15 protein-coding genes are annotated in these 19,957 nt (G+C 59.5%); 4 read left to right on the top strand and 11 right to left on the bottom strand.

What is annotated here, in order from left to right; translation table 11 throughout:
- Positions 1-9: 9 nt before the first annotated feature.
- Positions 10-1,353: an MFS transporter gene (locus DIE22_RS31040; RefSeq protein WP_124606833.1), complete on the bottom strand. Its 1,344-nt coding sequence runs from the start codon at positions 1,351-1,353 to the stop codon at positions 10-12.
- 198 nt (positions 1,354-1,551) lie between these two features.
- Here DIE22_RS31040 and DIE22_RS31035 point away from each other — a divergent pair, with 198 nt between their 5' ends.
- Positions 1,552-2,526, top strand: coding sequence for a LysR substrate-binding domain-containing protein (locus tag DIE22_RS31035; protein ID WP_124606832.1), 975 nt, complete (start codon positions 1,552-1,554; stop codon positions 2,524-2,526).
- An 88-nt stretch (positions 2,527-2,614) separates the two neighbouring features.
- On the opposite strand, the gene DIE22_RS31030 is transcribed toward DIE22_RS31035, so the two are convergent.
- From DIE22_RS31030 to DIE22_RS31005, 6 genes are all read right to left on the bottom strand, one after another.
- A complete protein-coding gene (locus DIE22_RS31030) occupies positions 2,615-3,493 on the bottom strand; it encodes an NAD(P)-binding domain-containing protein (RefSeq protein WP_124606831.1) in 879 nt (292 codons plus the stop codon).
- Positions 3,493-4,410, bottom strand: coding sequence for an NAD(P)-dependent oxidoreductase (locus DIE22_RS31025; RefSeq protein ID WP_124606830.1), 918 nt, complete (start codon positions 4,408-4,410; stop codon positions 3,493-3,495). The genes DIE22_RS31030 and DIE22_RS31025 overlap by 1 nt, the downstream gene beginning before the upstream one ends.
- A 234-nt stretch (positions 4,411-4,644) precedes the next feature.
- A complete protein-coding gene (locus DIE22_RS31020) occupies positions 4,645-6,144 on the bottom strand; it encodes an aldehyde dehydrogenase (RefSeq protein ID WP_124606829.1) in 1,500 nt (499 codons plus the stop codon).
- Between the two features lie 178 nt (positions 6,145-6,322).
- Positions 6,323-7,345: a zinc-binding dehydrogenase gene (locus DIE22_RS31015; protein ID WP_124606828.1), complete on the bottom strand. Its 1,023-nt coding sequence runs from the start codon at positions 7,343-7,345 to the stop codon at positions 6,323-6,325.
- A gap of 125 nt (positions 7,346-7,470) precedes the next feature.
- Entirely contained in the window at positions 7,471-8,853 is a 1,383-nt protein-coding gene (locus tag DIE22_RS31010) for an MFS transporter (RefSeq protein WP_124606860.1), read from the bottom strand.
- A 904-nt stretch (positions 8,854-9,757) separates the two neighbouring features.
- The gene (locus tag DIE22_RS31005) at positions 9,758-11,176 is read right to left on the bottom strand and encodes an aldehyde dehydrogenase family protein (RefSeq protein ID WP_124606827.1); all 1,419 of its coding nucleotides are present in this window, start codon (positions 11,174-11,176) and stop codon (positions 9,758-9,760) included.
- Between DIE22_RS31005 and DIE22_RS38365 the strand changes: the two genes are divergently transcribed.
- Positions 11,132-11,584 (top strand): hypothetical protein, encoded by a 453-nt coding sequence (locus tag DIE22_RS38365; protein WP_185640729.1) that lies wholly within the window; start codon positions 11,132-11,134, stop codon positions 11,582-11,584. The genes DIE22_RS31005 and DIE22_RS38365 overlap by 45 nt on opposite strands.
- A gap of 447 nt (positions 11,585-12,031) precedes the next feature.
- Positions 12,032-12,961 carry a LysR substrate-binding domain-containing protein gene (locus DIE22_RS30995; protein ID WP_124606825.1) on the top strand — a complete coding sequence of 310 codons (930 nt, stop codon included), beginning with the start codon at positions 12,032-12,034 and terminating at the stop codon, positions 12,959-12,961.
- Between the two features lie 75 nt (positions 12,962-13,036).
- Here DIE22_RS30995 and DIE22_RS30990 read toward each other — a convergent pair whose 3' ends face one another.
- Positions 13,037-14,419 (bottom strand): MmgE/PrpD family protein, encoded by a 1,383-nt coding sequence (locus DIE22_RS30990; RefSeq protein ID WP_124606824.1) that lies wholly within the window; start codon positions 14,417-14,419, stop codon positions 13,037-13,039.
- Positions 14,420-14,901: 482 nt separating this feature from the next.
- Between DIE22_RS30990 and DIE22_RS30985 the strand changes: the two genes are divergently transcribed.
- Positions 14,902-16,383, top strand: a complete 1,482-nt coding sequence (locus tag DIE22_RS30985) for an aldehyde dehydrogenase (RefSeq protein ID WP_124606823.1) — start codon at positions 14,902-14,904, stop codon at positions 16,381-16,383.
- 121 nt (positions 16,384-16,504) lie between these two features.
- On the opposite strand, the gene otnK is transcribed toward DIE22_RS30985, so the two are convergent.
- From otnK to DIE22_RS30970, 3 genes are all read right to left on the bottom strand, one after another.
- On the bottom strand, positions 16,505-17,800 hold the full coding sequence (gene otnK, locus DIE22_RS30980) for a 3-oxo-tetronate kinase (protein ID WP_124606822.1): 1,296 nt from the start codon (positions 17,798-17,800) through the stop codon (positions 16,505-16,507).
- Between the two features lie 237 nt (positions 17,801-18,037).
- Positions 18,038-19,003 carry a 2-hydroxyacid dehydrogenase gene (locus tag DIE22_RS30975; RefSeq protein WP_124606821.1) on the bottom strand — a complete coding sequence of 322 codons (966 nt, stop codon included), beginning with the start codon at positions 19,001-19,003 and terminating at the stop codon, positions 18,038-18,040.
- Positions 19,004-19,077: 74 nt separating this feature from the next.
- Positions 19,078-19,957: HpcH/HpaI aldolase family protein (locus DIE22_RS30970; protein WP_260426805.1), on the bottom strand; the 880-nt coding region annotated here is incomplete at its 5' end.

Genomic DNA, 19,957 nt, shown 5'->3' with positions numbered 1-19,957 from the left:
CTACCTTTCTCATTTGGTCGTTTCAATGCGAACAACTGCCGTGGCGCCCGGCACACGCTCAACACGTTTGTCCTGCTCTTCGACCGATCTGCTCAAGTCGACATCCTTCGTTTCCGGTACAAACTGAATCAAAATCAAGCAAGCGACGGCAACGGCCGTGACGTACCACCCGGGGGCCAACGGCGATCCAAGCGTGCGCACGAGCCACGTGCTAATCAGCGGCGTCGTTCCACCCATTGCAGCCACGATGACCTGGTACGAGATCGCATGACCGGTTGCTCGAAAATGAGTCGGAAAAAACTCGGCTGCAGTCACGAAGCAAGCGCCGCTGTAAATGCCGACACCGATCGCGACAAGCATCTGTCCGACGACTGCATCGAAGAACGTTCCGTTGGCGGCAAGGCGAATGGAAAGATAGGCCACGAGCGCAATGAAAAGCGCACCCGCTGACAGTATCGGCTTCCGGCCAAAACGATCGCTCAACGCGCCGCCGACAGGAATGAAAACGGCCAACACCACGATCGCACCGGCATTCGACAGAAGCGCGGACGTCGAGTCCAGAGCGGTCTCCCTGACGAGAAAGGTGTACATGAAGCCGAGCAACAAATAGGATCCGACCGTCTGGACGGGCTGAATCATTGCCACATACATCATCGACTTCCAGCCGGAACGGGTCATTGCACGAAGTGGACTCGTGCTCGGTTTGCCGCGCGTTGCGAGCTTATATTCCTCGGGATCGTCCAGCGAGCTGCGGAGCCACCATCCGACGATGCCGATCAGGCCGCCGATGACGAACGGAACGCGCCACGCCCAATCCAGGTAAGCTTCTTTACCGATGAACACCTGCATCGCGAGCAACATCAACGCAACGAGTGCGTTCGGCAAATGCGCGAAGAACCAGATGATGCCCACCCATCTCCCGCGACCTTTGACGGGGGCGGATTCGAGAATGAAACTTGTACTCCCCGTCGTTTCCCCTCCCATTGCAAAGCCTTGGGCAAGCCGGCAGAGTACCAGGATAATCGGCGCAGCAATACCGATCGCATCGTAAGTCGGCAACAGTCCGATCATCGCGGTTCCGGCCGCCATAAGCCAGATCGTCGTTGCCAGCACCTTGACGCGCCCCACCCTGTCCAGCAAGTAGCCGAACACCAGCCCCCCGAGAGGGCGCGCAACGAACGCAACTGCATAAACGGCAAAAGTTTTGAGAATGGCGGTCGCCGGGCTGGTGCCAGGAAAGAAATGCGTTGCGATGAACGGAACCGAGAATCCGAATACAGCGAAATCGTAGATTTCGCCGAAGTTTCCAATGGATGCAGCACTCAATGTGCGCTTTGCGCTCGATCTACTCACGTTGTCTCCTTATGACGATCGCGACCCGCGGTACGTCGTTTTGTTTGTAATCGCGGCGACCTCATCCATCCAATCGATCACCGTACTCCGCCATGCTCGTCTGGTATGCGAACGATTATCGAAGCTAGCCTGCCGGGATGGAAATGAATAAACTGGATATGTCCATAAACGAAATCACATGGCCAGGTTCATAGATCGATGGAGAACACCCTTCACAGCATTCCGTGGGCGCGCAAACTGAAACTGCGCCATCTCGAGGTATTCCTCGCGCTCCATGAGACAGGAAGCATGACGGCGGCCGCTGCGCAATTGCACATGACCCAACCGGCGCTATCTCACTGGTTGAGCGATCTGGAAGACGTCATCGGCCATGCACTTTTTGTCCGACACCGCCGGCTAGAGCTGACATGGGCCGGAGAAGTGCTGCGCTCGCACGCGGAGCGCATGCTCGGTGAGGTATATCGTGCCGACGCGGATCTGAAAGCGGTGCAATCCGGATTGAATGGTCGCCTGCACGTGGGCAGCGGTCTGCCGCGCGTATTGCTTCCGAAGACTATCGTCCGCCTCCAAGAAGCGTGGCCACGCATTTTCGTCTCAGTCGTAGAAGCACCGTTTGCCACGCTGCTCGAGATGCTGACGAACAGAAGCATCGACGTGATCATCGGCGCACTCGGCGCCCAGGCACTTGGAACTGGATTCGCGACCGAACCGCTGCTCGCCGACAGCATCCAGATCGTTGCGCGGCGTGGGCATCCATGCCTGGAAGAAGCGCCCCCACGTTGGCTCGACCTCCTCGATCAAGCATGGATTCTTCCGCCATCGGGAGCGGAAATGCGGACCCTCGTCAATGCAGCATTTGCGGAACAGCATCTTCCTGCACCGAAGCCATGTGTTGAAGCTGGTTCGTCCATCCGAGCCCAGCTTCTGATGGATGGAGGCAACTATCTGTCGACGCTGCTGGGTTCCGAACTCCAGTTGTACAAACCGTTTGGGTTGGACCGAGTGCGGCTCGAACCCGCCATCCGATTCCCGGACATCGGTGCGATCTGGGACGCTGAACGCGCTAGCCCATTGGTTTCGCACTTTCTCAACGCACTTCGCAGCGAATCGGCGGCGATGGTATCGATTGGTGACGACTCGGCACCACGCGCGCCCTCCGACAACATCGCTTGACAGTACTTGAACGCGGCAGCGATGCGTCCATCAGGCATCGTCGCCGCGATATTTTTATTCCGCGTCAGCCCGCGGTCTCGTTCTGCCGTCAGAGGCGTTGAGGAACCGGCAGCCGAGCGTCCGCTTCCCAAACGGCGGCCAACTCATCGATGCTGACCGAATTGCCCAATCGGTTGCATGCCGCATTCAGCATCGAACGGACAAGTGTGGCAATCAGCATCGGCGCGCCATAGCGCATACCGACCGCCGATGCCAACGTGACGTCGCTTGCAAAATCCCCCAGCGTCGCATCGGCCGTATGGCCGGTCGACGCAAGCGCCGGAAGCACGCGCGCGGACGCACTGTTATAGCCCGAACTTTTGTTCAGTACGGTTGCCATGTCGCCGATGGTCAGGCCGTTGCTGACACCCATCGCGGCGCATTCGTAGGTGATAAGCCGGTTGCAAGCCGCGATAGCGGCAACAACCAACCGTGTGGCGTGCCCGTTGCCCGCATCACCACAATGCACGATCGTCGGACAGATGGTTTCCAGTATGGTGTGAAGAGACTGGAATGCGGTTGGCGCCCCGCCGAACAAGATCGCAGACGCTTCGTGGATCGATTCCATGTTCTCGGTATGCAGCGGCGCATCGACGAACGCAATTCCACTTCCGGCCAACTTCACCGCCCGTTCGCGTGCCCTATCCGGGTCGTCTTGCCCGAGGTTTGCGACGAGTTTCCCTTCGCGCAAGCCTGCCAACAATCCATTTTTCGAAAGCAGTTCATCCAGCTGCGTCTCGGAATCCGCGGCCAACAGAACGACATCCGAACGTTCGCCCAGCGCGACAAGACTGTCGAGTCGCTCCACACCCACTGCTGGATCCGAATCCCCATGTGCGATGTCAACGAAAAAGACTGGATATTTGCCTGCCAACCGACGCGACACGAAAGCCGCGAGTACGCCGGTCCCTGCCAGCCCGATATTCATTACTTCACCTCCTTTGCTTGCGAGTCGGCAGACTTTTCGACAAATTGCGTCCCGGCCATGGATTGAATGACACCGATCATTTCCTCGAGCTGGGCGTCCTTGCCAAGCGAGTTCAATCCGATTTGCAGTATCGCGCGTGCCGCGCCGCCGATCGGCATGGGCACCCCCTGCTCCGCACCGAGCGAAATGGCCTGATGGATATCCTTGACCTGCAGTGCCAGCGAGAACTTCGTGGACTGGCGCCCCTCCGCAATCGCCGGCAACATCCCCTGAGACGTATAGTTGCGTGCGGTCGTCGCGTTGATCGCTTCGGTCATGGTTTCAAGCGGCAGACCGAACTTGCGCCCCATCGCCACGACCTCGAGCGTCGCCAAGCGACAGCTGACGTTCATCATGTTGTTCACTGTCTTCATGGTCTGGCCATTGCCGACGCGCTGACCACAATGGAAGACGTTCGGGCTGATTGCCTTCAGGATCGGGAGCGCCTTGTCGAATGCGTCGGACGGGCCCGACGCAATGATCGATATCGTCCCGGCGATTGCCGTTGCCATCGCTCCGGAAACCGGTGCATCAAACAACGCGACGCCCATCTCTGCTAGTTGACAAGCGAACTCGCGTGTTTCGCTCGGCACGCCACTGGTTTGATCTACCACGATACTGCCCGGGGACAACCCCTCTGCCAGACCACCGGCTCCAAAGATGACCTTCTGGACGTCCGAGCTTCGCGGCAGGCACAAGAGCACGACGTCACTTGCTCGAGCGACATCCGCGGGGGACGCGGCTGCAGTCGCCCCGGAATCTACAAAACTCTGCACGACCGTCGGGCTGAGATCGAACACGGTCAACGGGAATTTCCCGACGAGGTGACGCGCAAGTGCGCCACCCATGGCGCCCAAGCCAATATATCCAACGCGCATGTATCTCCTCCGTTGCGCTCAGGCGGCCGACGGAACGTCGGCCGGAATCTACGTGACAATTTCGTTATGCTGCGCCTGTCGGCAATCGAGGTCGAGTCGAATTTTCCGTACTACCTGGTAAGGCTTGCTTACCGGGCCCCGACGGCGAAATGCCTTCGATGCAAGCTGGCACGGAAGCACAACCAGCGGCTCGACGCCGCCGTGGTACTGGTAGTACACGTAATCTCCTTTGCGTTACGTATTGATATAGACGGTTTTCGTGTACAAGTAAGTGTCGAGATGAGCACGGCCACCCTTCGCCCCGTATCCACTGTGCTTGGTTCCACCGAATCCGACGAGCGGATCAATCAACCCATAGCAATTCACCCACATCACGCCTGTGTGAATCCCCCGCACGACCCTGAGCGCCGTCGAGATATCGCGAGTCCAGACAGCTCCGCCCAACCCGTATTCCGACTGATTGCCGAGAGTGATCGCCTCTTCGGTGGTATCGAACGGAATGATCGACAGAACCGGTCCGAAAATCTCTTCCTGTGCGATTCTCATTCCATTGTCGACATCTGCGAACACCGTCGGTGTGATGAAGTACCCGCCCGCCAGATCTCCACCAACGCGCACACCACCGCAGACGAGCCGGGCGCCCTCTTGCGCTCCAATCTCGATATAGCTCATTACGCGGTCCAATTGGCGCGCTGAAATCAACGGTCCGAGTTGCGCATCCGCATCGAGACTGCGTCCAATCCTGAGGCTCTGCGTGAAGGCCGCTACGCGTCGGCAAAATTCGTCGACGATCGAACGCTGGACGAACACCCGCGTACCAGCAAAACATATCTGCCCGGAATTTGAAAACACGCCCATCGCCGCACCCGGCACGGCCTTGTCCAGATCAGCGTCCGCAAAGACGATGTCGGGTGACTTGCCGCCCAGCTCCAGTTGAAGTCTCTTGATATTGACGGCCGACGCCTCGATGATCTTGCGACCGGTCACGGTCGACCCAGTAAATGCAATCCGGTCGACCCCCGGGTGCCGCGCGAGCGCCTCACCGGCTACGCCTCCGAAACCGGTGACGACGTTCACGACTCCGGGCGGAAGTCCTGCCTCATGCAGCAACTCGATCATGCGTAACACTGTCAGTGACGCGTCCTCCGCCGGCTTCAGCACGGCAGTGCACCCCGTGGCAATCACTGCTCCCAGCAACCACCACTGGCTGACAAGCGATCCGTTCCACGGAATGATGCCGCCAATGACCCCGACTGGCGCCTTCATCGATAATGTCGTCACCTCTCCGGGCAGCCCGTTCTGTAGCGTCTCGCCAGTGATGTTGCTGCACTGCGACGCGAAAAACAGGATCATCTTCAGCACTGAACCCTTCGCGCTACGCGTGCGTGATATCGGCGCACCCATGTCCATCGATTCGATTTCCGCCAACTCGTCGAAATGGCGCTCGATCGTGTCGTGCATACGGTACAGAAATGCCTGCCGTTCGTACGGCGTCCAGTTGCTCCATGGACCTTCGAACGCAGTTCGGGCGGCGCGTACTGCCAGATCGATATCCCGTTCATCACCTTCTGCGACGCGCGCGAGTACCTTGCCAGTGGACGGATCGATCGTCTCGAATGTCCGACCCGATGTAGCCGTGACAATCTCCCCGTTTACAAAGATTTCATGTTGCTCGCGAGACAAGAAACGCTTCGTCGCATCGCCGAGAGCGATTGTGGATACATGCTGGTTCATGGGGCTTTCGATCACGTTGAAGATGCGATGCAGCGAACTGCATCTGTGATGGTTCGAGTCTGTAGAAAACGGCGCTCCAGCCCAGAGTCAGCTGCCGTTGCGCTTTTTTTCACAATGACGTCCGCCTGCGCACTCAGAAGTTCAACCACGTCTGATGTCGTGCCGCCGCCAAAGCGCGCTACATGAGGAATACGCCCTTACCGCCACTTTGGCGATTGAAGCGTCGATAAGCTTCGTCGGCCTGGTCTAGCGTCCACCGGTCCGTAAAGAGCGCGTCAAGATCGATTCCGCGCTCGACCACGAAGTCCGCGCAGGCCTTCTGCGCCTGAATCGACATCGTCCACGAAGTCAGAATGCGAAGTTGCGTGCGAAGCACGTTCGCAAGTGAGAAGCTGATCTCCGCACCGATGCCGACGAGACACACTGTTCCCCATGGACGCACACAGGCAAGTGCGTCCCGGCCCGTCGGCGCAGCTCCGGCAGTTTCGAGCGCCATAGTTGCCCCCCTACCGCCGGTCAGCTCCCGAATCGCGTCCGCCATGTTGCCATCGCGCGGATCAAGAACGTGCTCAGCACCGAATGCAGTTGCCTGATTTCGACGGCGCTCGTCAAGATCGAGCGCGATGACACGCGCACCTTGTGCCTTCGCGAGGATGGTTGCTGACAGACCGACCGGCCCCTGGCCGAAGATCGCAACCGTATCGCGGCCGGTTAGCCCCATGCGCTCAAAAGCGCCCCATGCGGTGCCGGTACCGCATGAAATCGCGGCACCGGCCGCGAAACTCAAGCGATCGTCGAGAGGTACCAACGTACTCGACGGCACTTTCATGTACGGCGCGTGGCCCCCGTGTGCATCCGTCCCGTAGACCACCGCAGAAGTCGTGCTGCACATCTGCGGCCATCCGGCCCGGCAATCCTCGCACCCGGCGCAACCGTGATAGTGATGCACCATCACGCGCGTACCGATCCTCGCATGCGAACTCGTCACACCGGGCCCCACAGCAACTACCACGCCACTCGGTTCGTGACCTGCAATGATCGGCGGCGCCAACGCATTGCGCGGACGACGGTAGAAATGCAGATCACTGCCGCACATGCCCGAAGCCTTCATTTCGAGAACGACTTCCCCGGGGCCCGGCGTCGGATCGGGAATGGTGACGAGCTCGAGCGTGCAGTCTCCGCGAAAAACTATGCCGCGCATGGTACCTCTGCCTCCCTTTCAATAGCATCCAATTGAACAGTGGCGCTCGGCACGTTGCCGGTGCGGTGCGCCGATCACAATCCTCGCTCTGCCGTCGATGCGAGCGCCTCCCCCCCCCCGGAAGGTCAGGTTCTCGGAACCGGATGCGGTACCGCGTCCGGCGAGACCGGTTCCGCGTCGGGCTCCAGCGCCTCAAGCGATCGCTGGTTGGTCTCGATGCCGGCGACAGCCATGAGCAGCGCAATCGCCAAATAGACGCCGGAGATCACGCCCACGACGCCGGCGATGCCGTAATGTCGGAACAATGCCAGCACGATGAAAGGCGCGCCTACCAGCCCCAGCCGGCCGATCATTTGCGCGACGCCACCGCCCCGGAACCGATATTCCGTCGGGAACAATTCCGGCGTACCGCCAAGACCGAGCGTCAGGAAAACCGCGACCGACGCAACGAGGAAGAAGCCGCAGATTACGATCGGAAGCGGCGATGTCAGGAACGGATATACAGCGCCAAGGCTTGCGCAGATTACGCCGAACATCACCAACCCCCAACGGCGCCCGACACGATCAGCAATCAACGCACAAACGAGCGGGCCAACGACGTAGCCAGCCATCATCGCCGCATGGAACCCGAGCGAGTTGGTCACGCTCATCCCCTGGCTGACAAAGAATGTCGGCATCCAGCCGGTGAAGCTGTACGAGCCGAACAGGCATGTGACGTTCACGACAATCGCCAGTAACGTGCGGCGAATCACGGGACGCGTGAACAGCACCGACACGGGAACGTTGCGCGGTTCGGAGGCTGCGCTCTGCTGAGACGCCGGCAGCGGTTCGGTCACTCCCGCTTCGGCCTCGATCCGCTGCAGAATCACCTCCGCTTCGGCGCCGCGACCCACCCGCTCCAGCCAACGCGGCGACTCAGGCAGATGGCGGCGCAGCCACCAAACCCACAATGTGCCGATCCCACCGATCACGAACATCGCACGCCAGCCCAGCCACGGAATCACCACCATGCCGACCAGCGCCGTGATGAACACGCCGGCGCCAGCGATCATTCCGAGTAACCCCAAGTATCGGCCACGTTGTTGCGGGGGAACGAACTCGATCACCAGACCGTAGCCCATCACATATTCGGCTCCCATCCCGATGCCCATCACGAAGCGGATGGCAATCAGCCACTCCATGGACGGAGCGAAAGCCGACGCGAGCGCCATTACGCCAAAAATCGCCAGATTGAACTGATACGCGAACAATCGGCCGTAACGATCGCTCAACCATCCGGCGAGCGCTGCGCCGATCGTGAGGCCGGCGAATGTTGCGGACATGAACACAGAATTCATCTGCAACGTCGACCAGTGACTGCTCAACATTGCCGCGAGCACGGCGCTCGACAATGTGTTGTCAAACGAATCGAAAAACATCCCCATGCCGACCAGCCACAGTACGCGCCGGTGGAAGGTGCCGATCGGCAGGCGATCGAGTCGCGCTCCCGCATTAACCCTGTTGATCATCACTTGTCTCGCTCCTCAGTAAGGTGTACTGATATCCGCTCTGTTCGATTCACGTTGCCCGACATGCGACCGATCACAAGGAACGGACATGCACGGATGACGACGGAAAAAACAAACCGACTGCGGGCGAGATACAGTGCATTGTTGACGCAAGTAGCACGGCCTGTCCCGGATAAACTGCCAGCAACTCGTCGACGATGTATCTGCATGTCTCCCCCGTATCGGGCACTCGTATTAGATAGGCTATGATCCGACGCGACATTCTGTCGGCGAACATGCTGCGCGGCAACGGTGTACGAGCAACGCGATCCATATCAATGCCGCGACGCCAGCCATGGGGCAATCAATTGATTGCCGTCAATGCGCGTTACTGCAACAACGACGAGAATGAAATTATGGTTGGTACTCGTCATGCTGCGGAGCCGCCGTTTCAGCAGTCCGGGGCATCGTAGAGACAGACGTTCGCCATGCTCGGCGTTCAAGATTCGTCCCCATCGTTTCGGCAACTGCCTTCGTTTTCAACAAGTGTGCCGAGTGACTTACGACGTGTACAGTTGGTTTTGATCAACCTACACGTAAGTTTCACTTACCTGATCAGGCTGCCGCTCGACCTCCGCGCTTCCTCCTCAGCAATGTGCTTCATCCAGGTCCAAAACGCCCGTCAACATCATCGGTGGGTCGAACGGGAATCGCCGTCTGCGTCCGGTCCAAGCGGCATTTCAGTTTTGCCATTCGCTGCCAGGCAGGCCACTTGAGTCGGGAGAATTGACAACCGACGCGTACTCGGGAAATCAAGCGCTCGCGTCGGTCGAATGTGGTGACGGTGCCGGTGTCGTGATCGTTAAGACGCGTACTTGTGATGAGCGCGCATCCGGCTACCGAAGTGCAAGGTCGAACTGATGGGTTACTCGAAGCCGATCATCGCCTTGACCTCGAGATACTCCTCAAGACCAAACACGCCCATCTCGCGACCGTTCCCAGAGCGCTTGTAGCCGCCCATCGGTGCCATTGTGTTGCTCGCCATACCGTTCAGGAACACACGACCCGCGCGCAATTGACGGCCTACCGACAGCCCTCGCTCGCGATTCGACGAGAACACATATCCGCCGAGACCATACTCGGTCCCGTTGGCGATTTCGATTGCTTCCTCTTCCGAGTCGTATGGAATGACGGCAAGCACCGGACCAAAAATTTCCTCTTGTGCGATCCGCATGTCGGGCGTCACATCGGAGAAGATCGTCGGCTTGACGAAGTAACCACGCTCGATTCCGTCCGGCCGACCGAGACCTCCCGTACAAACCGTAGCACCTTCCTCAATCCCGATCGCGATATATTGTTGGACCCGATCGAACTGAGCCTTGCTGACCACCGGACCCATCGCAACATCAGGATCCAGAGGGTTACCGACGCGTACCGTCTTCGCCGCATCTTCGAGCAGCGACACCACTTCATCGAGTTGGCCCCGATGGACTAGGATGCGACTCGGCGCGTGACACGACTGCCCCGTATTCGAGAACGCTCGCGTGACGTTCCATTGGGCTGCTGCCTTGAGGTCGGCGTCGTCGAGGATGACGTTCGCCGACTTCCCGCCGAGTTCCTGTGCGACGCGCTTGACCGACGGGGCCGCCGCTTCCGCCACCATCACACCCGCGCGAGTTGACCCGGTGAACGACACCATGTCGATGTCCATGTGCTTGCTGATCGCGTTGCCGACCGTCGGCCCGTCGCCGACGACGAGATTGAATACGCCCTTCGGCACACCCGCGTCGTGGAGAATCTCCGTGAGGAGAATCGCGCTGAGCGGCGTGTATTCGCTCGGCTTGAGCACCACGGTACATCCCGCGGCCAGCGCGTAGGCCAATTTGGTCGCGAGCAACTGAAGCGGCCAATTCCATGCGGTGATCAACCCGCATACGCCGATAGGCTCGCGTCGCACGAGGTTCGGTCCGAGATGCGTTTCGAATTCGTACTCTCGAAGCGTCGACAACGCTTGCTTGAACGATGCGAGCGCGGCAGGCGCATGAATCTTCTGACTGACCGGCGTACCGAGTTCAAGCGTGACGGTTTCCGCCAGTTCCTGTTCACGCCTCGTGAAGTGATCGATGATTCGTTCCAGCAGTGCGACGCGATCGGCTTTCGTCGTCGTACCGAATGACTTGAACGCAGCGCGTGCGGCCCTCACCGCGGCATCGACTTCACCTGCGCCCGCCAATGCGACCGTTGCAAACGGTTCTTCAGTTGCAGGATTGACCAACGTCCATTCGCGAGGTGCGACCGGATGAACCCACTCTCCATTGATATAACACTTTTCGTACGATCTCATTCCTACCTCCTGATGATTCATTTTCCGGATGCGCGATTCCTCACCGTGCATCCATATCAAATTCGCTCTATCCACACATATGGCGATTTCGTCGATCTCTACGTTCTATTTTTCTATTTCCGGGCAACGAAATCGCGTGCCTTCGATCGGCTCGCTAATGGCCCCGTCGCACACTTCTATGCATCGATGCACCGCCCTCCTTCGGCAACGCACAATCGTCACCCGATGAAGGCGTTGAAGCGCGACCGCTCGACCACTACGCGGCCATCATCGAAGGCAATTTGCGATCCGGTGGAAATACGTACCATCGACCGTCGTCGTGACGAAAGAAGACAAGCGCAACAGGCCCACTATCCGACGTCACCTCGACACGAACGAATCTGCGTCGCCTGTCCGGTGAGTGGCTGAAATGCGTGATACGCACGCTTACCGACGCTCCCATCCATCGTTCGATGATTGCGCGCAAAGATCTGCCAGAAGCGCCCATCTCTAACTCCCACTCATCACCACGCACACGCCGAGCGCCGCGAGTCGAGACGAACGTCGCTCATGCAGCATCTCTCGATGCCGCTCCCGCCCCTGTTCGAAGCTGAATCAGGAGCAGCGCGACATCGTCAGCATCAGGTTCAAAGTTTGAAAGCGCCCCGACTCAGGGTCAAGTTAGCTATTATGGAGTGCCGGTAAGCGAGACTAACCGACCAGCGAAACGGCGCGAACGGCGATATGACGGCGTTGCTTGGGCGCCCCCGCCATATGACCCTATGTCTCGCTATAATTAGGGCTGGATCGCTGCTCTTCGTCTGGGCACGTTCATCCACCATACTCACTGCCCGCACTGCGAGGAGACACACAACAATGGAACTTCGGCACCTACGCTATTTCATCGCGGCGGCCGAGGAAGAGCATTTCGGCCGCGCCGCGGTCCGTCTGCACATCACGCGACCCGCGGTATCGCAAATCATTGCAGACCTCGAAGACGAACTGGGTACGCAGCTCTTCGAACGACTTGCGCATACGGTTAAGCTCACTGCCGCTGGACGTACCTTGCTTCCGTATCTGACGCGTGTCATGGACGAGCTGAATGAGGCCGTCATCCTGACCAAGCGTGTGGGGCAAGGCAAGACCGGCACGCTGAAAATCGGCTACGGATCGCTTACCCTCATGCACTCGATCTTCCGCGCGGCGATCAAGGAATTCCACGAAAAATATCCGGAGGTTACGCTGTCGCTCGTCGAGATGTCGACGACGCTGCAGCCGAAAGCCCTCGCCGACGGCAAAATCGACGCGGGCTTCATGCATCTCGGGCCTAGCCCCACCCCCGGCAAGCGACGCACTGAAATCAATCAGGCACGCGAAGGGATCGTCCTCGATTCACTTTGCATTCAGACGAGCGCACTCGGCGTCGCGGTGTCGAAAGAGCATCGGCTAGCGCGCAAGAAGTCGGTCACTCTCGAGGAACTGGCCGACGAAGAATTCGTGGCAGTACCGCGCTCGAGCGTCAACCTCAGTTACGGTCAGCTTTACACGTATTGTCAGACGGCAGGATTCGAACCGAAGATCGTCCAGGAAGTCAGCACGATCACCTCCCAAATGAATCTGATCTCGGTCGGAATGGGGATCGGACTTGCGGTGATGGGAAAGAACTTCAGCTATCCGAGCAACGTCGTCGTCGTGCCGCTCGCCAACGTCGACTACTCCCCCCGCTTCATCTTCGGATGGGTAAAACGGCAGAACGACCCGATTCTCGACAAAATGATCGAAATCATCACCGAGCTCTCGAAGTAAACCCAGCCAGAACTACGACGCCCATGGCCGAATGCGCGGTCGGCTATGTCGCCGAGCCGCGCATGATATTCGACCTTAGGTCAACGCCTTCATCAATTCGGTCGCATCATCGAGCGTCTCGAGATGGCGAGCCAGGGCCGGAGCGGCACTGATACCGTCCGCCGACAGCGGCACTGCCGCAACCGAAGCGCACGCTCGAAATTTCTCCGACAGCTGATCCCAGGTAAGCGGCGCCTCCGGGCTACCGGGAATGTTGTCGCCGATACGGTCGAACTTGCGGCCATCTCTCGTCACGATTTCCACCCGGCCATCGGGCAACTTCATCTTCCAGTCCTGGTTCTTGTCCTCGACGGGCACCACCTTCTGCGCCATCGCCAGAACATCCGGGTCCCACAGGCCAGTAACGCTGAAATCCGATATCTGCATCTTGCCCTTTGCCGCGGCGATCCCGACCAGGAACGGCAGGCTGAACTTGGCGTCCACGAGTGTTCTCGGCGCCCGGCGCAGTTCGAGGGGCATACACATACGATGCGTGAAGTCGCCAACGAACACGCGAATCTCTTCGATATCGTCCGCGGAAAGACCGTGTTGCTTCATCAACTCGATCGTCGCGTGGATGTACGTATGGGAATTGCCAACCGCCGGCCAAGCCTTGTAGAGCGTCGTTCCACCCAGATACTGCTCGCCGAGATTTTCGAGCATCTTGTCGCGATCGTACTTGCCACCGAAGTACGTGTTGAAGATACCGGCCGTGCCCTCGAACAGCGAATCGATGCCGGTAATACCGCGCTGAGCCAACAACGCGGCAACCAACGCGCCTTTAGCGGTAAAGCCCGCATACATGCCGCGCAAGTCGCTGCCGATGCCGAGAATCACCTCCATCGTGCAGCACGATTGCATGCTCGCGATGCCCAGCGCATGCGCCGTTTCTTCGCGGGACAGTCCGAGTATGGACGAGGCGGCCGCCGTCGCCGAAAATACGCCGACCATCGAGGACAGATTCCACCCTTGCTGCCAACCCACGTTGCAACGCAACCGGACAAACAAATCCTGGCCCAACGCGACTGCGGTAATTAGTTGACGTCCCGACACACCGCCGGTGCGTTGCGCCAGCGCAAATACGACCGGAATGATCGAGCTGGCAGAATGCGCCCCCCAAGGCGTCTGATCATCGAAATCCAAGCAATGCGCCATCGCGCCGTTCGCGAATGCAGCCTGTTCCGCCGGCACCTGTCCGCCGAAGCCGAGAATCGAACACTCCGGCCGCCCACCGTTCTCTTTCACCATCTCGACGAGGCGACCGACTGCCGGTTCCATTCCGCTCGCCGCGAGCGTTACGCCCAACGTGTCGAGAATGCTCTTTTTCGCGCCGTCGATCGCGTCGGGCGACAGATCCTCGAAACGAGTGTTCGCTACGTTGTCGGCAAAATTGTGGCAGATATCAGGTGTGTTGGACATCGACGATGCTCTGAAAGTAAAAATGACGCGTGGTTGACAAGGTGCGCGGTACTGCTTCGATGACGTCCGCGATCGATGGGGCGTCACTCTGCCGCTTCATGCGCATTTTCATGCCGATGCAATTCGACTCGCAGGGAGCGTCTCCACCTCTAGGCTGGGCGTACCGCCATCGTTTACCGGAAAGTTTGCTCGCCGCCTATCTGCATGTACAGTCGATTTTGATTGTCTCCACGGTAAGCGCAGCTAACGCATTTGCTCTCGGTGGGAACCCGCACGTACCGAGCCCCGGGCGGTCAGCAATATTGACCACGCAGTCAGAAGAACGAACTCGACTTTACGCGCCGGCCTCACCAAAATCGCCGATCCCCCTTTATTTACTTCGCCCGAAGAAGCGCGACCGGATGCGATGCCGAATTTCTCGCGGCAGAACGTTCAACCAACGCCGAAGACGCGTGCCAGGCGACGCAAGGAGAAGCCCCGAAATGAAAACGTATCAACTGTGGATCGATGGTGCGCACGTCGAGCCCGCAAGCGGTGAATGGCTGGACACCGTCGATCCCTACCGCGGCGTTGCTTGGGCCCGTATCCCGCGTGCGAACGCACGAGATGCCGCACTTGCCATCGGAGCTGCGCATCGCGCGATGGACACTGGCCCGTGGAGCCGAATGTCCGCGACGGAACGCGGGAGGATCATGCGTAGAATCGGCGATCTCGTTGCACAGCACGCGCACCGGTTGGCCGAGATCGAAACCCGGGACAACGGCAAAGTGTTCGCCGAGATGCAGGGCCAACTGAAGACGATTCCGGAGTACTGGTACTACTACGGCGGGCTCGCGGACAAGATCGAGGGATCGGTCATGCCGGTCGAAAAACCCGACCTGCTCGCCTATACCGTTCGCGAACCCATCGGCGTCGTGGCCGCATTGACCGCTTGGAATTCGCCACTCCAGTTTCTCGCATTGAAGTGTGCTCCCGCGCTGGCCGCCGGGTGCGCGGTAGTCGTCAAGCCGTCGGAGTTCGCCTCCGCAAGCTCGCTCGAATTCGCCCAGTTGACCAAGGAAGCCGGTCTTCCCGACGGCGTTCTGAACGTCGTCACCGGACTGGGTCACGAGGTCGGCGCCGAGCTCGTCCAGCACCCGGATGTCGCCGCGATTTCCTTCACCGGCTCCGACGTCACGGGCGCAAGGATCTATGAGGCCGCTGCACGATCAATGAAGCGCGTATCGATGGAATTGGGCGGTAAGTCGCCGAACATCGTGTTCGCGGACGCCGATCTCGATGCTGCCGCCATCGGCGTCGTCTCGGGCATCTTCGGCGCGGCGGGGCAAATGTGCATCGCAGGATCCCGTTTGCTGGTTCAGAACTCCATCAAGGACGCGTTCGTTGAACGATTGGTCGCACATGCACGGGCGATCAAACTGGGCGACCCGATGGCAGCGGAAACCAGTGTCGGCCCTATCGCTACGCCGCCGCAATACAAGAAGGTGCTGGAGTATATCGACATCGCCCGAACCGAGGGCGCGCAATGCATTCTCGGCGGCCGCCCGGCCACGGGCCCCGGATTGACGGGCGGGCAGTTCATCGAACCCACGATATTCACTGGTGTGACGAACGACATGCGTATCGCCCAGGAGGAAGTATTCGGCCCCGTACTGTCGGTCATCGGCTTCGACGACGAGTCGGAAGCCGTAACGCACGGAAACGGCGTCATCTACGGTCTCGTCGCAGGGGTGTGGACTAGTGATATCGGACGGGCCATTCGCATGACAAGGGCACTCAAGGCCGGAACAGTATGGGTCAATACCTATCGAACCTACAGCGTCACGATGCCTTTCGGCGGAATGAAGAAATCCGGCATGGGCAGAGAGAACGGAATCGAGGCGGTACACGAATTTCTCGAGACCAAGAGCGTATTTCTCGCAGCGGCAACGCGCGCGCCGGGCAATCCATTCATCCAACGTTAGTATTGTTGGCGCGACGCGCCCCCGAGTCGATGCGGCATCGTCAAGATACCGCTATCTAGAACGCGTCAGACGCGCAACCGGTAATGTCCGTCGGAATCGATGCGGATCGATCCGTCGGGCATTACGCATGCAGTGCGCGCAGCGCTTTGTCGAAAAAGTCCACCGTGCCAAAATTGCCAGACTTCAGCGCAAGGCCAATCGCAGGCGTATCGATCGTTGCGGTTGCCGGCACGCCCGGATCGATCTGCGCGCCGATCTGCAGCGACTTCACGTCGAGCGCCTGCACAACCGCACCTGACGTTTCGCCGCCGGCAACAATGAACTTGCGGACGCCGAGAGCGCGCAACCCCTTCGCGATTGCAGCAAGCAAGCTCTCGACGAGATGGCCCGCTGGGTCGACGCCGAGCGCTTGCTGAACGGCCTGCACTTCGTCGGGCGTCGCGGTTGCATAGATCAGCACGGGTTGCGGCAAATGCGAGCTGGCGAATGCGAGCGCCTGCTCGACGACGGGTTCGCCACGCGCAGCTGCGAGCGGATCGACGCGAAAGCTTGGCCGACTCGCGCGCCACGCCGCGACCTGGGCGTTGGTTGCCTTCGATGCGCTACCGGCCAGTACCGCACACAGACCTTCGAAACTCGGCAGTGATGCCGCGTTGTCGCGCTCGGGCAATAGCCCCGCGCGACGGAAGTTCTCCGGCAGGCCAAGCGCGACGCCCGAGCCGCCGGTAACGAGCGACAGGCCTGCGCACGCTTCGCCGAGCACGTGCAGGTCGTGATCCGACAATGCATCGGCGATCGCGAAGCGCGCACCGTCCGCGCGCAACGCGTCGATGCGTGCACGCACGGCGGCCGCGCCTTGCGCGATCGTGTCGTAGCGGATCAGACCCACCTTCGACCGGGTCTGCCGCTGCAGCACGCTCACGAGGTTCGCCTCCTTCATCGGCGTAAGCGGATGGTTCTCCATCCCCGATTCGCTCAGTAACACGTCGCCGACGAACAGATGACCGCGGAAGATCGTGCGGCCATTCTCGGGAAACGCTGGACATGCGATCGCAAAGCCGTCGCCGGCCGCGTCGAGCAGCGCGTCGGCGACTGGCCCGATATTGCCCACGTCGGTCGAGTCGAACGTCGAGCAGTACTTGAAGAAGAATTGCCGGCAGCCTTGCGTGCGCAGCCATTCATGGGCGGCGAGAGATTGCGCGACGGCGTCGGCAGCGGGAATCGTGCGCGACTTCAGCGCGACAACGATCGCATCTGCGTCAATGGGTGCGCCGTCAGTCGGCACGCCAATCGTCTGCACGGTACGCATGCCGCTCTTGACCAGCATATTCGCAAGATCTGTCGCGCCGGTGAAGTCGTCGGCGATACAGCCCAGCAATGGTCGCGCCCTGTCGGATTCGACATTGGAAGTATTCATCTATCAATCTCGCCGCGCACTGCGGTAATCATGGCTGCTTGACGCCTCGAAGACTCGACAGCGGCGCTGGTCCGTTCACGGTCGTTGACCGCGGGTGACAGATACGCTGTACGCATGTCCTCGTAGCAACGTGTTGACTTGGAGAACTTGGATCGCCCGCTATATCGCCGCCGAGTGGGCAAACCAAGGCCCACCCGGGGAGTCTATATTTCTATGCAGTGAACCAAATGGCTGGATTCAGCGGCTCAGAACCTGCGGATTGACCATATTGCTCTTCAACGTTCCGTCGAGTGCGCCAATCAGGTTCTCCGCCGCGTTCCAGTTCATTGCCTGCCGCGTGTCGTATGTCGCGGATCCGATATGAGGCAATGCGACAACGTTCTTCATCTTCAGCAGCGGCGAATCCACCGGATGCGGTTCCTCGACGTAGACATCGAGACCGGCACCGCGAATGGTCCCGTTCTGCAGCGCTTCGATCAGCGCAGCCTCGTCAACGATCGGCCCTCGCGAAGCATTGATCAGAATCGCACTGGGCTTCATCGCCTTGAGTTGTTCCGAGCCAATCAGATTGCGCGTTTCGTTCGTCAGCAGCGCCTGCAGAAGAACGAAATCCGACGTCTCGAGCAGTTCCTGAAGTTCGACCTTCCTCGCGCCATATTCCTTCTCGGCAATGGTATTCGGAACACGGTCCACATAAACGACCTTCATGCCGAAACCGGCTGCCGCGCGCCGCGCAATCGCGGTACCGATGCGCCCGAGACCGACGATCCCCAGCGTCTTCCCGTGCACGTCGACCCCGAACAGATCCTCACCGATCTTCTTCGTCCACTTGCCCTCCTTCACCCAGTCGGCCAATTCGACGATACGGCGCGCGGTGGCGAGAACCAGCGCGAACGCGGTATCTGCGGTGGACTCTGTCAGCACATATGGCGTGTGCGCCAGTACGATTCCGCGGCGGTTCAGATAGTCGACGTCGAACGCATCATATCCGACGGATACGGTCGACAGTGCCTTGAGCCGCGTCGCACCTTCAAGCGTCTCCGCGTTCATCTTTACGCCCGTACCGATCGCACCGTCGGCATCCTTCAGCGCCTCGATAAGTGCCCCAGGTTCCTTCGGGTCAACGATCTGGACTTCCGCATGCTGTCGCAGATAGTTGATCACCTCATCGGGCAACGGCTTGTATACAACTACTTTCTTCATGATCGAAACAGATCCTTCCGGGTATTGTCTGCAAGGCGGCGCCCCAAATCATCTGTGTGCGCCGGCATATGGTGTCACTGGCCCCGCATTGCCGCGGCCTTCGCAGTCGCGCCATTCAACAGGAACGAGATGTCCGTTCCCGTCGAGATATATCGAGCGCCCATCTCGACGAACTGCGCAACAAGCTTCGGATGTGCATTGAGTCCACCGATTCCCAAATGTTTTCCGTGGCGCCGGCACGCAGCGATACCGCGAGAATAGGCATCGCGGATCGATTCGTGATCGAATTGTCCGGGAATCCCGAGTGACGCGCACAGGTCGTTCGTACCGATGAACAGAAGATCGACTCCGTCGATCGCCGCAATGTCGTCGATTGCCGCCAGCGCTTCAGCCGTCTCAATCATGATCACGACCATCGTTGCTTCGTTCATCGCATCGCCGACTTCCGCGTTCGAGATCGGGCGAAAACCGACATGAGGCAACACTCCGCCATGCGACCGCTCGCCGAGCGGCGGAAACTTGGCGGCGCGGACGACCTGCTGCGCTTCCTGCGCCGACTGGATATGCGGTGCAATCACACCAAGTGCGCCGCCGTCGAGGACGCGTGCGATGAAATCCGGCGCGATGTTGGGCAAGCGCACAAACGGCGCCACACCCGCGGCCAGACCGGCCATGCAAAGCTGGGCCGTCGTTTCCAACGACAGTCCGCTGTGCTCAAGGTCGACGTAAAACGAGTCGAAGCCGGCCGATTGTGCAATCCCGACGATCTCGACCGTACGAACCATACGGATGGTCATCGATAGAGCGACCTCATCGCGTGCCAGCTTCTCCTTCACCCTGTTTCTTACCAAATCCCGCGCCGCCAGTTTCATTGCGTCTATATGAACGCGTCCCGTTTGCAACAGCTTTCTTGCGTTTCTGACAGACAGGATGGGCTGCGTCTCTATATCCGGC

This window comes from Burkholderia sp. Bp9142 (genome assembly GCF_003853415.1).
In the GTDB taxonomy this organism is placed as follows: domain Bacteria; phylum Pseudomonadota; class Gammaproteobacteria; order Burkholderiales; family Burkholderiaceae; genus Burkholderia.
The sequence above is the reverse complement of the archived record's forward strand: the minus strand, read 5'-3'. Positions and strand labels throughout refer to the sequence as shown.

Bases quoted from the DNA above. Each gene is read 5' to 3' on its own strand.
- DIE22_RS30990 (WP_124606824.1), bottom strand. From the start codon at position 14,419: ATGTCCAACACACCTGATATCTGCCACAATTTTGCCGACAACGTAGCG.
- DIE22_RS30995 (WP_124606825.1), top strand. From the start codon at position 12,032: ATGGAACTTCGGCACCTACGCTATTTCATCGCGGCGGCCGAGGAAGAG.
- DIE22_RS38365 (WP_185640729.1), top strand. From the start codon at position 11,132: ATGAACCCACTCTCCATTGATATAACACTTTTCGTACGATCTCATTCC.
- DIE22_RS31020 (WP_124606829.1), bottom strand. From the start codon at position 6,144: ATGAACCAGCATGTATCCACAATCGCTCTCGGCGATGCGACGAAGCGT.
- DIE22_RS31005 (WP_124606827.1), bottom strand. From the start codon at position 11,176: ATGAGATCGTACGAAAAGTGTTATATCAATGGAGAGTGGGTTCATCCG.
- DIE22_RS30985 (WP_124606823.1), top strand. From the start codon at position 14,902: ATGAAAACGTATCAACTGTGGATCGATGGTGCGCACGTCGAGCCCGCA.
- DIE22_RS31030 (WP_124606831.1), bottom strand. From the start codon at position 3,493: ATGAATATCGGGCTGGCAGGGACCGGCGTACTCGCGGCTTTCGTGTCG.
- DIE22_RS31015 (WP_124606828.1), bottom strand. From the start codon at position 7,345: ATGCGCGGCATAGTTTTTCGCGGAGACTGCACGCTCGAGCTCGTCACC.
- DIE22_RS31025 (WP_124606830.1), bottom strand. From the start codon at position 4,410: ATGCGCGTTGGATATATTGGCTTGGGCGCCATGGGTGGCGCACTTGCG.
- DIE22_RS31035 (WP_124606832.1), top strand. From the start codon at position 1,552: ATGGAGAACACCCTTCACAGCATTCCGTGGGCGCGCAAACTGAAACTG.
- otnK (WP_124606822.1), bottom strand. From the start codon at position 17,800: ATGAATACTTCCAATGTCGAATCCGACAGGGCGCGACCATTGCTGGGC.
- DIE22_RS31010 (WP_124606860.1), bottom strand. From the start codon at position 8,853: ATGATCAACAGGGTTAATGCGGGAGCGCGACTCGATCGCCTGCCGATC.
- DIE22_RS30975 (WP_124606821.1), bottom strand. From the start codon at position 19,003: ATGAAGAAAGTAGTTGTATACAAGCCGTTGCCCGATGAGGTGATCAAC.